The organism is Streptomyces sp. NPDC051576 (assembly GCF_040681835.1).
Classification (GTDB): Bacteria; Actinomycetota; Actinomycetes; order Streptomycetales; family Streptomycetaceae; genus Streptomyces.
Window position 1 is genome coordinate 516,147 of the sequence record NZ_JBFAZO010000001.1, and the last position, 13,407, is coordinate 529,553.

Here is a 13,407-nt window from a genome sequence, read left to right on the forward strand (position 1 = left end):
GAGCCGTGGAATTTTTTTCACGCGGGGTGTGACGTTTTCGGCCGCCGTGGCGCAGTACTGAGTGAGCCGACTGGTCATCGGCCATCGCACAGAGCCGGGGGTTCCCCCCGTACCTACGGCTCGTGCACTCGGCGCGGGCGGGACACGTTCCCCCGGTCCCGCCCGCGCCCCACACCTCACCGCCTCAGGGCGGTCACCAGTAGACGACGACCTTGTCGCCGGTCCGCACCTGAGCGAAGAGACTCGCGATCGCCGCCTCGTCCCGTACGTTGACGCAGCCGTGCGAACCGCCCGCGTAACCCCGGGCCGAGAAGTCGTACGAGAAGTGCACCGCCTGGCCGCCGCTGAAGAACATCGCGTACGGCATGGGGGAGTTGTAGAGCGTGGACACCCAGTTCCGCGCCTTCCAGTAGACGTGGAACACACCGTCGCGGGTCGGGGTGTACTGCGCGCCGAACCGTACCGACATCGTCGACACCGTCCGGCCGTCGATCATCCAGCGCAGGGTGCGGGTCGTCTTGTCGATGCACAGCACCCGCCCGGTCAGACAGCGCGGGTCGGGCGCCCCGGCCGGCTGGCCGCCCATCAGATACAGCTCCCACTTGCCCGGCTCGTGCGTCATCTTCAGCAGCCGCTGCCAGGTGGCCCTGTCGGTCGCGCCGGTCTTCGGCAGCCCGCGCTTGCCCTGGAAACCCGCGACGGCCTGCTCGGTGAGGTCGTCGTAGGTGCCGGTCGGCCCGTCGAAGAGCCAGTCGACCTGCCGTAGCCGCGCCTGCAACTCGCGTACGTCCGGGCCGCTGTCGCCGCGCGACCACAGGACGCCTCCGGCGGGCGCGGCGCTCGGGGTGCTCGCGGTGGCCGAGGGCTTGGCGTCGCCGCCCGGCAGCTCGATGTGCACCGGCAGATGGTGCCCGCCGTCCGCGTCCGTGCCCTGCGCCGTGCAGTCGCACACCGCCAGCAGGGCCGACAGGGCCGCCGAGGCGGCGATCGCTCTCCCCATGCCCGTAATACGCATCCCGGACCCCCGCCGTCTCACCGGTGTCACCCGGACACGTACCCCCGGATGACGGGCCGCGAACGGCGCGGCATGGTGGTGACCGGAGGTGCACACCATGGTGCGCGAATCGGGCAGTGCCAGATCCACCGAGAGCGGAACACCGATCGAACCCGTCTACGGTCCCGAGGCGCTGGCCGGCTGGGATCCGGCCGAGCGGCTGGGCGCGCCGGGGGAGTATCCCTTCACGCGGGGCGTGTATCCGTCGATGTACACGGGACGGCCCTGGACGATGCGCCAGTACGCCGGCTTCGGTACGGCGGCGGAGTCCAACGCCCGCTACCGGCAGTTGATCGACCACGGCACGACGGGCCTGTCCGTCGCCTTCGACCTGCCCACCCAGATGGGCCACGACTCCGACGCGCCCCTCGCGCACGGCGAGGTCGGCAAGGTCGGCGTCGCGATCGACTCGGTGGACGACATGCGGGTGCTGTTCGACGGCATCCCGCTGGACCGGGTCTCCACCTCGATGACGATCAACGCCCCGGCCGCCCTCCTCCTGCTGATGTACCAGCTCGTCGGCGAGGAACAGGGCGTGGCGGCAGGGCAGTTGACCGGCACGATCCAGAACGACGTGCTGAAGGAGTACATCGCGCGCGGGACGTACATCTTCCCGCCGAAGCCGTCGCTGCGGCTGACCGCGGACATCTTCCGGTACTGCGGGGCCGAGATCCCGAAGTGGAACACGATCTCGATCTCCGGCTACCACATGGCGGAGGCCGGCGCCTCGCCCGCGCAGGAGATCGCCTTCACCCTCGCCGACGGCATCGAGTACGTCCGTACGGCGGTCGCGGCCGGCCTGGACGTCGACTCCTTCGCACCCCGGCTGTCCTTCTTCTTCGTGGCGCGTACGACGATCCTCGAAGAGGTCGCCAAGTTCCGTGCGGCCAGGCGCATTTGGGCCCGGGTGATGCGGGAGGAGTTCGGCGCGAAGAACCCCAAGTCGCTCATGCTGCGCTTCCACACCCAGACCGCGGGCGTCCAACTCACCGCCCAGCAGCCGGAGGTGAACCTCGTCCGGGTCGCGGTCCAGGGCCTGGCCGCGGTGCTCGGCGGCACCCAGTCCCTGCACACCAACTCCTTCGACGAGGCGATCGCGCTCCCGACGGACAAGAGCGCCCGCCTCGCGCTGCGTACCCAGCAGGTACTGGCCTACGAGACGGACGTCACCGCCACCGTGGACCCCTTCGCGGGCTCGTACGTCGTCGAGACGCTGACCGACGACGTCGAGGCGGCCGCCCTCGACCTGATGCGGCGGGTCGAGGACCTGGGCGGCGCGGTCGGCGCCATCGAACACGGCTTCCAGAAGGGCGAGATCGAGCGCAGCGCGTACCGGATCGCCCAGGAGACGGACGCGGGCGAGCGGGTGGTCGTCGGTGTGAACCGCTTCCGGCTGGACGCGGAGGAACCGTACGAGCCGCTCCGCGTCGACCCGGAGATCGAGGCCCGGCAGGCCGCCCGGCTGGCGCGGTTGCGCGCCGAACGGGACGCGAGGGCGGTGGACTCGGCGCTGGGCGCGCTGCGGAAGGCGGCGGAGGGTGCGGAGGGTTCAGACAACGTGCTGTACCCGATGAAGGACGCGCTGCGGGCGCGGGCGACGGTGGGCGAGGTGTGCGGCGCGCTGCGGGAGGTGTGGGGGACGTACGTCCCGAACGACACCTTCTGAGCCGCCGGATCCCGTGCGACACTCGTGCTCATGTTCGGTGTCATAGACCTCCCCACCTACCTGGCCGGCCTGGTCCTGATCGTCCTGCTGCCCGGTCCCAACTCCCTGTACGTCCTCTCGGTCGCCGCCCGGCGCGGGATCCGGGCCGGGTACACCGCCGCCGCGGGTGTGTGGTGCGGCGACACCGTCCTGATGACGCTCTCCGCCGCCGGGGTCGCCTCGCTGCTGCAGGCCAACGCCCTGCTGTTCGGGATCGTGAAGTACGCGGGCGCCGGCTATCTGACCTGGCTGGCCGTGGGGATGCTGCGGGCCGCCCGGACGATGTGGCGGAACCGCAAGGAGCGGGCGGCGGTCGCGGCGGGGGCCGTCGCCGAGAGCGCCGATGAACGACCGTACCGGCGTGCCTTCGTGGTGAGCCTCTTCAACCCGAAGGCGATCCTGTTCTTCGTCGCCTTCTTCGTGCAGTTCGTCGACCCGGGGTACGCCTACCCCGCCATCTCCTTCGTCGTCCTCGGCGCCTTCGCCCAACTGGCGAGCTTCCTCTACCTCACCGCCCTGATCTTCGGCGGCACCAAACTGGCCTCGGCCTTCCGCCGCCGCAGGCGCCTCGCGGCAGCGGCGACCTCGGCGGCGGGCGCCCTGTTCCTGGGCTTCGCGGTCAAGCTGACGCTGGCCAGCGCGTAGGCCTGTCCGGCGGATCGGCGGGGTCTGCTCGCCGCCGCGGGTGACACGGATCGGCCGCCGGACAACGGCGCGGCTGGGGCCCCACCCCTGCAGGGCGGCGCGGGAGCGCGTGCCAGGCCCCGCGTCTGCGGCTTGATCCACTGAGCAGGCCCTAGACCAGGCCGAGTCGGTTCATGTACTCCGCCAAGCCGTCAGCGCTCTCGCCCGCCCAGCCGATGTAACCGTCCGGGCGGACCAGAAACAGACCCGTGCCGTACGTCTCGACGGCGGGGCCCGCCACGACGTGCACGCGTTCGCCGACGTGCGCCGGTGCTTCGGCGTCCAGGGACAGCAAGGTCCAGTGCGGGCCGCGGAAGGCGTCGAAGAGGTGGACGCCGTTGACTGTGCGGTCGGGGGCGCGGTCGCCGGCCTGTAGGGCGTCCTCGGGCAGGGCCGTGCGGGTCTCCACCGAGAGGGAGCGGGCGCGGTAGCCGAGGCCGAGTTGCTGGGTGGCCCTGCCGCGCCGGATCTCGCCGCGGTGGACGCCGGTGGACAGGCCGAGCATGTCGGCGGCGTTGGGCAGCCGCTCCTCCTCGTAGGTGTCGAGGAGGGACTCGGGGGCGCCGTCGCGCAGCACCGCGCCGAGTTTCCAGCCGAGGTTGTAGGCGTCCTGCACGCTGGTGTTGAGGCCCTGTCCGCCGGCCGGCGAGTGGACGTGCGCCGCGTCCCCGGCGAGGAAGACTCGCCCGGTGCGGAAGCGGTCCGCGAGGGCGGCACGCGGCTGGAAGTTGGACGCCCAGCGCAGTTCGGTCACATTCTCGGCGGCGAGGTGGGTGCGCCGGGCCACGGTCTCGCGGACGCCGTCGAGGGAGAGGTCGATGTCCGTGCCCTCCGGGAACTGCGCCGAGATCTGGAAGTCCTCGGTGCCGGCCAGCGGGAAGATCGCGAGGAAGCCCTCGTCCCCGCGCGGCGGGAAGACCTGCACGTTGTCGCGGTCGAGGCCGGCGATCCGGACGTCCGCGACCAGCATCGGGCTCGGGTCGACTGTCTCGCCCGTCATGGCGATCCCCAGCGTCCGGCGGACCACCGAGCGACCGCCGTCGGCGGCTACGGCGTACCGCGCGCGGACCGGAGCGCCGGAGGCGAAGCCGACCGTCACACCGTCCGCGTCCTGGCTGAAGCCGGTGACCTCCCGCCCGAAGGCCACCTTTCCGCCCAGCTCCGTCAGCCGGGCGAAGAGGATCTCCTGGGTGCGCCACTGCGGCACCATCCACGGTTCGCCGTAGGGCGTGTCGGGCTCCTTCTCGGACGGCTCGAACATCTGGTGTTCGCCGACCTTCCGGCCGTCCTGCCAGACCGCGCCGACCGGATAGCGGCCGCCCTTCGCGAGGATCGCGTCGATCACGCCGAGGTCGTCGAAGACCTCCATCGTGCGCGGCTGGATGCCCTTGCCGCGCGAGCCGGGGAAGAGCGCCTCCGCCTTCTCCACGACCAGCGCCTCCACCCCGCGCCGGGCCAGGTCGATCCCGAGGGCGAGGCCGGTCGGGCCCGCGCCGACGATCAGTACGTCCGTCTGCTCTGCCATGATCCAATCTCCTTAACGCTGTTAAGTTCCGACGTCCGCCAGAGTGCCCTTAACGCTGTTAAGCTGTCAAGCGTGAGTACGGAACGCCGCATCCCCCTGGACCGCAAGCGCGTCGCGGACACCGCCCTGAGGCTGCTGAACGAGGTCGGCCTCGACGGGCTCTCGCTGCGTGCCATCGCCAAGGAACTGGACGTCAAGGCGCCCGCGTTGTACTGGCACTTCAAGGACAAGCAGGCGCTGCTCGACGAGATGGCCACGGAGATGTACCGCCGGATGGTCGCCGGCTCCGCGACCGACCCCGCCGGCACCTGGCAGGAGCACCTGCTGAAGTCCAACCGCGCCCTGCGTGCCGCGCTGCTCGGCTACCGCGACGGCGCCAAGGTCTTCAGCGGTTCACGCTTCACCGGCACCCTGCACGCCGTGGAGATGGAGCGCACCCTGCGCCTGTTCACCGAGGCCGGCTTCACCCTCGCCCAGGCGGTCCGCGCGACCTCGACGTCGTACCTCTACACGATCGGGTTCGTGAGTGAGGAGCAAGGTGTGCAACTCCTGCCGGACGAGCGCCGCGAGGGGTACGACGTGGACGAACGGGCCCGCATGCTGGCCGACTTCCCCCTTTCGGCGGCTGCGGGCGCCGAGATCTTCGAGGACTACGAAAAGCACTTCGAGGAGGGGCTCGACCTGCTCGTCGCGGGTGTCGAGGTCCGTTTCGGCATCAGCTGAACGCCCGAAGAGGCCGGGCCGTTACCGTGCGTTCACCTGTTGGCCCCGGCAGGGTTGATATCCGGCGTGGAACATCTCCTACGGTCACAAGAATCCGCCCCGGAGAGAGCCCAGGTGTACGCGTGACCAACCGCCCCCCAACACTGTCCGTGATCGTCCCTTGCTACAACATCGAGGCATATGTCCCGGAAACGGTGACGAGCCTCGTCAACAACGCGCGGGACGAGTTCGAGTTCCTGTTCGTCGAGGACCGCTCGACCAAGGACAAGACCTATGAGGCTCTCCTGGAGCTGACCAAGCGGCTGCCGAACAGCAGGGTCATCCGGCACGAGAAGAACGGCGGCCTGGCCACCGCCCGCAACACCGGGATCGACGCGTCGGAAGGCCGCTACCTCACGTTCCTCGACGGCGACGACTGGCTCGCGCCGGGCTATCTGGCCGACCTGGTGGACGTCATCGAGCGCTTCGACGTCGACTTCGTCCGCACCGACCACGTCACCGTCACCGGTGTGGAGCGAGGCATCCAGCGCTCTCCCGAGGGCCGCCGCCACACCCCGCTCGACCCGCGCAGCTCGATCCTGCCGGTCGACGACACCACCATGGTCGACTACCCGTACGCCTGGGCCGGCATCTACCACCGCCGCCTCCTGGACCGGGGCCTGCTGCGCTTCCACGACGGACTGCGCACCGCCGAGGACCGCCCCTGGATCTGGGAGCTGCACCGCAAGGCGGAGTCCTATGTCGCCGCCAGCCTGCGCGGGGTGTTCTACCGCCGGGGCCTGGCCGGTTCGCTGACCCAGATCGGCGATGTCCGCCAGCTCGACTTCTTCCGCTCCTTCGACCTGGTCCTCGCCGAACTCGCCGACGACCCCGAGGCCGCGAAGCTGCGCAAGAAGGCGCTGCGCAACTACTGCGTCGTCATCGCCCACCAGCTCCTGGACCGGGGCCGGTTCGAGCGCAGCGTGCACGCCAAGCTGCGGCAGATGGCGGCCGAGGCGCTCGGCCGGATGACGGAGACCGAACTCAACGAAGCGCTCGTCGGCATGGGCGAGGAACGCGTGCACACGCTGCGGCGCATCCGCGGTGGCATGAAGGGAGTCGCGGCATGAGCGGCACGAACGGTACGAGCGGCGGCACGAGTGGCGCGAGCGGCACGACGCAGATCTTCTTCTCGGCCACGCAGTACGCCGCCGCGACCGTCACTGCCGCGATCCGCGCCGGTTTCTTCGGCCCCCGTACGGCCCACCGCCGCATCCTCGTGGTCAGCAACACCGCCGCCGTGCCCGAGGTCGGCACCCCGCTGGACCGGATGCCCGGCTTCGAGAAGCTGCGCCCCGAGTTCGACGAGGTGCGCTCGTGGAACGAGTTCATCACCCCGTTCCACCCGGCCGGTTGGTCCCCGCGCGCCCAGGACGCCTCCCTGTGGGAGAAGGCCGTACGCCTGGCCTGGAACCTAGGTGACGAGGACGTCGAGATCGCCTGCGAGTCCATCCAGGCCAACCCCTCCCGCGCGGTCGCCGACATCTTCGCCGACAGCCCGGTGCACGTGTACGCGGACGGCCTGATGAGCTACGGCCCCACCCGCAACCGCATCCCGCACAACCTCAACAGCCGCATCGCCCGCGTGCTGCACCTCGACCTGATACCCGGACTGCGGCCGATGCTGCTGTCCGAGTACGGGGTCGAGCCGCAGCCGATCCCGAACGAGGCGATCGTCGACGTCCTCGCCCAGATCGGCGAGGAGGGCGCCTCGATCCTCGCCGACAAGCTGCCGAGCGAGCACCGGCCGACGGCCGTGATGCTCGGTCAGTACCTCTCCGCCATCGACCTGATCACCCAGGACGAGGAGGAGCAGCTCCACGTCCGGATGCTGCGCGCGGCGGCGAAGGCGGGCCACCAGGACATCCTGTTCAAGCCCCACCCCAGCGCACCGGCCGTCTACAGCAAGTCACTTGAGGAAGCGGCCGCCCAACTCGGCGTCCGCCTCACGGTGTTGCGCGAGCCGGTCCTCGCCGAGACCGTCTTCGCCCATCTCCGCCCGCAGTTGGTCATCGGCTGCTTCTCCACGGCGCTGATGACGGCCGCCGCCTTCTACGACATCCCCGTCGCCCGGGTCGGCACCGGACTGCTCCTCGAACGCATCACGCCGTACGAGAACAGCAACCGCATCCCGCTCACCGTGATCGACGCGATCCTGCCGGACGCGGAGCAGGACAAGGTCGGTGAGCCGCTCGAACTGGGGCGGCTGGCAGCGGAGTTGGCGCCGCTGGTGCGGGCCGTCGGCTACTGCATGCAGGCCCTCAAGCACCATGCGATGCGCGAGGAGGTCATCGCTTGGCTCGCCGTCCATCTGGACGAGTACCAGCGGTACTTCAAGAAGCGCCGCCTGACCAGCCTGCGGCTGCCCGGCGGCAGCGCGGTGCGCGCGGAGTCCCTGCGCCGCAACCCGACCGTACGGCGCGTGGTGCGCCGTATCCGGGCCGCGCAGGCCTGAGACGCGCGAAGGGGCCCCTCGACCGGCATTCGGTCGAGGGGCCCCTTCGGCGTTCCCGGGGGCTACTTCCCGAGCTTCGCCGCCAACTGCTTCGACTGGAGCGACATCGTGCGCTTCAGCTTGGGCCCGAACGGTTTCTCGACGAAGCGGTGCATCAGATACGCCAGGCACAACAGCCCCGGCACGGTCAGCGCGAGCGTCTCGTACGGGCCGAGCCCGAAGCCCCGGTGCAGGATGCGGATCGCGAACCAGCCCAGGTGCTCGTGGATCAGATAGAACGGGTACGTCAGCGCGCCCGCCAGGGTGAGCCAGCTCCAGTTCGCCCAGCTCGTCCAGCCCAGCGCCACCGCCGCGACGGCGGCGAAGGCGACGAAGACGATCGCCTGGATGACATGCGGGTTGCGGTCGAAGTCACCGGTCATGCCGGGGTGCCACAGGGCCGTCACCGAGTAGCGCTGGCCCAGCAGGAAGGACATCCCCACGATGCCCCACAGCAACAGGTCGCTGCCGTAGCGGTAGATCAGGTAGAACGCCAGGCCGCCGATGAAGTACGGCGCGTGGTCGCGCATCACCAGCTCGGTCGTCAGCGGGTTGTCGGCGACCCGGGCGAAGCAGCCGGCCATCGTCCACAGGATGCAGAAGGTCACCACACGGCGGTAGGTGACGCCCTTCCAGATCACGAACAGCGCGAAGAACAGGTAGAACCGCATCTCCACCCAGAGCGTCCAGTCCACTCCGATGACGCGGGGCACGCCCATCGGCTGCTGGAGCATGGTGAAGTTGACCAGGAACTCGTCCGAGCGCAGCGGCTTGACGACCACCGGCATCAGCACCGACGCGGCGCCCACCAGCAGGATGGCCACCCAGTACGCCGGGTAGAGCCGGGCGATGCGGGAGCGGAAGAACTCCCCCACGGTCTTGCCCCAACTGCTCATGCAGATCACGAAGCCGCTGATGAGGAAGAAGAACTGCACACCGAGCGAGCCGTACGTCCCCGCCTGGGACAGGGTCGGGAACATCTGCCCGGGGGACTGGTGCCAGGAGGACGCGACCTCGCCGTTCTTGCCGGTGAAGTGGTACAGACACACCATCAGCGCGGCCAGCAGCCGCAGCCCGTCCAGGGCACGCAGCCGGTTCTCCCGGGGCGGGCGGGGCGACGGGGCCACGGGTGGCTGCTCCGGGTCCTGCCCAGGGTCCTGGCCCCGCAGGGTGGGTACCAGGGCCTGGTCAACCGCGTTCATCCTGGGCCTTTCTCGCCGACGTCGAAGGGATGTTCCGTGGCGGAACGTTGTGACGCTACGAACGTTCGACGGATGAGAGGCAATTCACCGGCGACACACAGGGGTCTCCCACATGTCGCCCGGATGAACAATTTGAATGCGCGCTAACGCCCGGACAACGCCCGGGCGCGGCGCGCGATCCGTCGAACCGTCTGGTTGCGCGGGATGAAAGAGAGCTGCGCCGGTACGGCGCCGGGCAGCGCCAGCGAGGTCAGGCGGCGGCGTTTGAAGTAGCGCCAGGTGTGCGGATTGAGCCGGGTGGAGAGATAGCGCTCGGCGTCCTCGCGCAGCCGCGGGTAGATCTTGGGCTGCATCGCGAAGCCGACTGCCGTGAGCAGCCCTGCCAGTTCGTCCACTTCCTCGGTCGCCGGCATCCGCCAGTCGGCCACCGCCGCCTTGTCGCCGAGGTCCGGCAGTACGGCGTCCACGATGGTCAGCGGCACCCGGTTGCTGTTCTGGTAGGGCGCGAGCCGGGCCAGCACGGTGTCCGTGCCGACCCGCGCCACCGGGATGCCGTACAGGCCGGCGGCGGTGAACAGCGCGGTGGAGAAGCAGCCGACGACCAGGGCGGGTCGCATCCGCTGGAAGGCGACCTCGGCGAGCACCGGCCGGTCGAGCAGGGTGAGTTCGGCGCCGAGCTTCTTCGCCTCGTCCTCCAGGAGCCGCGACCAGCGCGACGGCGCCACCGGGTGCGGCTTGAACACCAGCGTGCGGTGGCCGAGCGCCACGGCGCCGCGCACCATGCGCAGATGCAGCTCCTCCTCCTGCTGGTCGGTGAGGATGCCGAGCGCGGCGAGGTACTGGCCGAGCAGCAGGGCCGGTTGACCCTCCACGGCCGGCAACTCGTCCTCGGACTCGGCGAGTTCACCGAGCACCTTGAGGAAGGCCTCGGTGGGCACCAGCTCCGGCGGGACGCCGAACTCGGTGAGCAGCAGCGGGGTGAGGCCCGGGACGAGATCGAGGTGCAGCAGCCGCTCGATGCGGGTGCCGACCAACGGGTCGATCTTGTCGCGCGTGGGGCCGTAACTTATGAGGCCGTCCGCGTAGACATCGACCGGGGCGCCGGTGAACAACTGGCACAGCGCGAGCGACGGGTTGACCTGGACGGACTCCACGGCGAGCCGGATCTCGTCGTCGCCGAGCCGCCACAGCAGCCGGATGTACCGCTCCCACATCGGGACGTCGTCGCCCCGCGGGCTCCAACCGCTCGGGTGGAAGGGGGAGATGGTCTCGTTCCACGACAGCACGTCGTCGAAGCGCGCACGCAGTCGGTCGAAGCCCGGCATCGAGTCCACCGACGGGGTGGTCTCCGGGTTCACCGCGTTGTTGGTGATCAGCAGCAGCCGGCGGTCGGCCTCGCCGAGGAGCCCGGCGTCCAGCGCGGCGGCCAGGGTCGCGGCGCCGTACAGGGTCGACGCGCACAGGATCTGGGTGGTGCGAGGCATCAGGCGGCCACCGTCCGCGCCGAGGTGGGACGGCGGCGCAGGCGCCGCAGCCGGCTCGCCCGCTGGGGGTCCATCGAGTCCATGACCTCCGCGAGTACGTCCTGCGGCATGCGCTTCAGCGCGGCGGAACTCAGTGAACGCAGTTTTCGAGCCACGGCGGGTTCGAACCTCTCGATCGATCCGAGATGATGAGCCATGATCGCGCAATAGGTGCGGACCGCTTTGGGGAGCAGTTTATCGGCGTCCCGGTCACCCGCGGTTTCCTCGATTACCTGGTCGAACGCACGAATGAAATCGAGTTGCCGGACATCCCCGATCTGGGTGAGCGAGGAAGCGACCCCGCGCCGGTAGAACACCCCGAGCAGCCCCACCGTGGCGAAGGACTCCGCCTCCCGGTGCAGCTTCCAGATCCACGGCCGGTCCTCTGCCGTACGCAGCCCGTCGGTGAAGTGCAGGAGGCCCCGGTCGACGAGTCTGCGGTGGTAGATGCCCGCCCAGGCGTAGGCGTAGTCGACGGAGGTGGAGCGGTCTGCGGGCAGGATCGCGTCCCGCGGGTTCATCACGACACCGCGCCGGCCCTGCGGAACCCGGGCGATCGAGCGGGCCTTGGCGGTGCACACCACATGGTCGGTGCGCACGAAGTCGCAGCCGAGCTGCTCGATGGCGGCCAGCAGCCGGGGGAAGTAGTCCGGGGCGAGCCAGTCGTCGCCGTCCAGAAACGTCAGATACTCGCCACGCGCCTTGTCGATGCCGGTGTTGCGGGCGGTCGCCAGCCCTCCGTTCTTCTTGTGTCTGACATGCACGACTCCTGGCAGTTCCCGCTCCGCGCGCGCGAGAATGTCCGGTGTCTCGTCGGTCGAACAGTCGTCGACGAAGATGAATTCGAAGTCCTCCCGTGTGTTCGCACGCAGGCTCTTCAGGGTGTCGGGCGCGTATTGCTGCACGTTGTAGAACGGCACGATGACGGAGAGCTTGACCACCCGCATGACGTTAGAGGGCGCTCCGGCATCGGTCTTTACCGTTGGTTTGATGTCGGGTGAACGCCACGTGGCGAACCTGTGAACCGGGAATTCTTACGGCCTGCCGACGCCCTGATTCGCCGTTCGGCGGTGTGCTGTTAACCGTTTGTTGTGTTCGGGTTCGGCCGTTCAACCCAATCGCTTCCTAGCGTCTTCGGTGTGCCAGTAAGTGCAACGCAGACCCTGCGAGTCGCCGTCCTCGCGGATTCCGACACCCGGTGGAAATGGGGTTCGCTCACCGCGAACCGTATCGCTCCGGCGAATTCGGACATCTCTTTGGACGGGTACCTCCTGCGGGGTCGTGCCACCCCCACAGCCCGTCAGTTGACGGAAGTCGGCGTCACCGCGGACTCCCTCCGCGAGGTGACCGCCGTCGAGTTCCTGCGCGCCATGGAGACCGAGTCGTACGACCTCCTCGTCCTCTCCCTGGTCGGCGGCGGGGTCCAGGCGATGCTGCACGGTCTGGCACGGGCCTGGGACGGGCGCGCCAAGCGGCCCGTCGTCGTCACCGGCTATGTCGGTGTCGTCTACGAGAAGCTCGCCGACGGCCTGCTGCTGCGCCACGGCGCGGACCTCGTCCTCGCCAACTCCCGCCAGGACGCGGACCGTTTCCGCGAGGTCTACGACGGGGTCGGCGCCGACTCCTCGGCGGTCACCGAGGTCGCCCTGCCGTTCCTCGGCGGGGACACCTACACCGGCGAACACGACCCGTACACCGTCGTGTTCGCGGTGCAGCCCTCGGTGCCCGACAACCGCAGGGACCGCAACTACCTGCTCAACCGGGCGATCCAGCACGCCCGTTTCCACCCGAACCGCGAGGTCCTCCTCAAGCTGCGCTCCAAGCCCGGCGAACACACCACGCACATCGAGGAGTTGCCCTACCAGAAGCTGGTCCAGGGCAAGGACCTCCCCGCCAACTTCAGCCTGGTGTACGGGCACATGGGCGAGGTGCTCGACCGCACCGACCTGCTGGTGACCATCAGCTCGACGGCCGCGCTGGAGTCCCTGCACCGCCGTATCCCCACCGTCGTGCTGACCGACCTGGGCATCCGCGAGGGCCTCGGCAACCACCACTTCGTGGGCTCCGGGTGCCTCGCCTCCTGGGAGCAACTGGACGCCGGGTACAAGCCGGTGCCGGACGCGGACTGGGTGGCCCGGCAGGGCGTCGCCGCCGACGGGTCGTACGAGACGGCCTTCGACGTGGCCCGGGAGCGGATCGCCAAACTGCTGGCCGGCCCCGAGATGCCCGCCCTGAACCCGTACTACACGCCCGACACCGCCCCCGGCTATCTGCCCGGCATCCTCGCCCGCCACCACCTCGGCCCCGACGGCACCCCGCTGCCGGGCGCCCCGGCCGCGGACAAGGCGCCCGGCCCCGTCCGGCAGATCGTCCGCCGGGCCGCGCGCGGCGCCTACCGCCACGGCGTGCAGCGCGTGGCGCCCGTCATCCGCCGGATGGGGGAGCTGTGAACGCCAAG

The 13,407-nt window shown here is 69.8% G+C and carries 11 protein-coding genes; 6 read left to right on the plus strand and 5 right to left on the minus strand.

Features of this window, described 5'->3' with window-relative positions; all coding sequences use genetic code 11:
- Window positions 1-193: 193 nt before the first annotated feature.
- The gene (locus tag AB0M63_RS02525; protein WP_366018102.1) at window positions 194-1,015 is read right to left on the minus strand and encodes a L,D-transpeptidase family protein; all 822 of its coding nucleotides are present in this window, start codon (window positions 1,013-1,015) and stop codon (window positions 194-196) included.
- 97 nt (window positions 1,016-1,112) lie between these two features.
- On the opposite strand from AB0M63_RS02525, the gene AB0M63_RS02530 reads away from it, so the two are divergent.
- Together AB0M63_RS02530 and leuE are read left to right on the plus strand one after the other, a co-directional pair.
- A complete protein-coding gene (locus AB0M63_RS02530; RefSeq protein WP_366018103.1) occupies window positions 1,113-2,720 on the plus strand; it encodes a methylmalonyl-CoA mutase family protein in 1,608 nt (535 codons plus the stop codon).
- Between the two features lie 30 nt (window positions 2,721-2,750).
- Entirely contained in the window at window positions 2,751-3,404 is a 654-nt protein-coding gene (gene leuE / locus AB0M63_RS02535; protein WP_366018104.1) for a leucine efflux protein LeuE, read from the plus strand.
- 151 nt (window positions 3,405-3,555) lie between these two features.
- Here leuE and AB0M63_RS02540 read toward each other — a convergent pair whose 3' ends face one another.
- Window positions 3,556-4,968, minus strand: coding sequence for an FAD-dependent oxidoreductase (locus tag AB0M63_RS02540; RefSeq protein WP_366018105.1), 1,413 nt, complete (start codon window positions 4,966-4,968; stop codon window positions 3,556-3,558).
- A gap of 72 nt (window positions 4,969-5,040) precedes the next feature.
- On the opposite strand from AB0M63_RS02540, the gene AB0M63_RS02545 reads away from it, so the two are divergent.
- From AB0M63_RS02545 to AB0M63_RS02555, 3 genes are all read left to right on the plus strand, one after another.
- Entirely contained in the window at window positions 5,041-5,691 is a 651-nt protein-coding gene (locus AB0M63_RS02545; RefSeq protein WP_366018106.1) for a TetR/AcrR family transcriptional regulator C-terminal domain-containing protein, read from the plus strand.
- Between the two features lie 122 nt (window positions 5,692-5,813).
- On the plus strand, window positions 5,814-6,800 hold the full coding sequence (locus AB0M63_RS02550; RefSeq protein ID WP_355903092.1) for a glycosyltransferase family 2 protein: 987 nt from the start codon (window positions 5,814-5,816) through the stop codon (window positions 6,798-6,800).
- Window positions 6,797-8,185, plus strand: a complete 1,389-nt coding sequence (locus AB0M63_RS02555; RefSeq protein WP_366018107.1) for a polysialyltransferase family glycosyltransferase — start codon at window positions 6,797-6,799, stop codon at window positions 8,183-8,185. The genes AB0M63_RS02550 and AB0M63_RS02555 overlap by 4 nt, the downstream gene beginning before the upstream one ends.
- A 62-nt stretch (window positions 8,186-8,247) precedes the next feature.
- Here AB0M63_RS02555 and AB0M63_RS02560 read toward each other — a convergent pair whose 3' ends face one another.
- The 3 genes from AB0M63_RS02560 to AB0M63_RS02570 all read right to left on the minus strand — a co-directional run bounded on the left by AB0M63_RS02560 (window position 8,248) and on the right by AB0M63_RS02570 (window position 11,890).
- Window positions 8,248-9,426 carry an acyltransferase gene (locus AB0M63_RS02560; RefSeq protein WP_355903096.1) on the minus strand — a complete coding sequence of 393 codons (1,179 nt, stop codon included), beginning with the start codon at window positions 9,424-9,426 and terminating at the stop codon, window positions 8,248-8,250.
- A 143-nt stretch (window positions 9,427-9,569) separates the two neighbouring features.
- Window positions 9,570-10,910, minus strand: coding sequence for an alpha-2,8-polysialyltransferase family protein (locus tag AB0M63_RS02565; protein WP_366018108.1), 1,341 nt, complete (start codon window positions 10,908-10,910; stop codon window positions 9,570-9,572).
- Window positions 10,910-11,890 (minus strand): glycosyltransferase family 2 protein, encoded by a 981-nt coding sequence (locus tag AB0M63_RS02570; RefSeq protein WP_355903100.1) that lies wholly within the window; start codon window positions 11,888-11,890, stop codon window positions 10,910-10,912. Before AB0M63_RS02570 ends, AB0M63_RS02565 begins: the two co-directional genes overlap by 1 nt.
- Window positions 11,891-12,088: 198 nt before the next feature.
- On the opposite strand from AB0M63_RS02570, the gene AB0M63_RS02575 reads away from it, so the two are divergent.
- Complete coding sequence (locus AB0M63_RS02575; protein WP_366018109.1) at window positions 12,089-13,399, plus strand: DUF6716 putative glycosyltransferase; 1,311 nt, start codon at window positions 12,089-12,091, stop codon at window positions 13,397-13,399.
- The last annotated feature ends 8 nt before the right edge of the window (window positions 13,400-13,407 follow it).

Coding starts and splice junctions, on each gene's coding strand:
- AB0M63_RS02565 (WP_366018108.1), bottom strand. CDS start 10,910: ATGCCTCGCACCACCCAGATCCTGTGCGCGTCGACCCTGTACGGCGCC.
- AB0M63_RS02555 (WP_366018107.1), top strand. CDS start 6,797: ATGAGCGGCACGAACGGTACGAGCGGCGGCACGAGTGGCGCGAGCGGC.
- AB0M63_RS02530 (WP_366018103.1), top strand. CDS start 1,113: ATGGTGCGCGAATCGGGCAGTGCCAGATCCACCGAGAGCGGAACACCG.
- AB0M63_RS02525 (WP_366018102.1), bottom strand. CDS start 1,015: ATGCGTATTACGGGCATGGGGAGAGCGATCGCCGCCTCGGCGGCCCTG.
- AB0M63_RS02560 (WP_355903096.1), bottom strand. CDS start 9,426: ATGAACGCGGTTGACCAGGCCCTGGTACCCACCCTGCGGGGCCAGGAC.
- AB0M63_RS02540 (WP_366018105.1), bottom strand. CDS start 4,968: ATGGCAGAGCAGACGGACGTACTGATCGTCGGCGCGGGCCCGACCGGC.
- leuE (WP_366018104.1), top strand. CDS start 2,751: ATGTTCGGTGTCATAGACCTCCCCACCTACCTGGCCGGCCTGGTCCTG.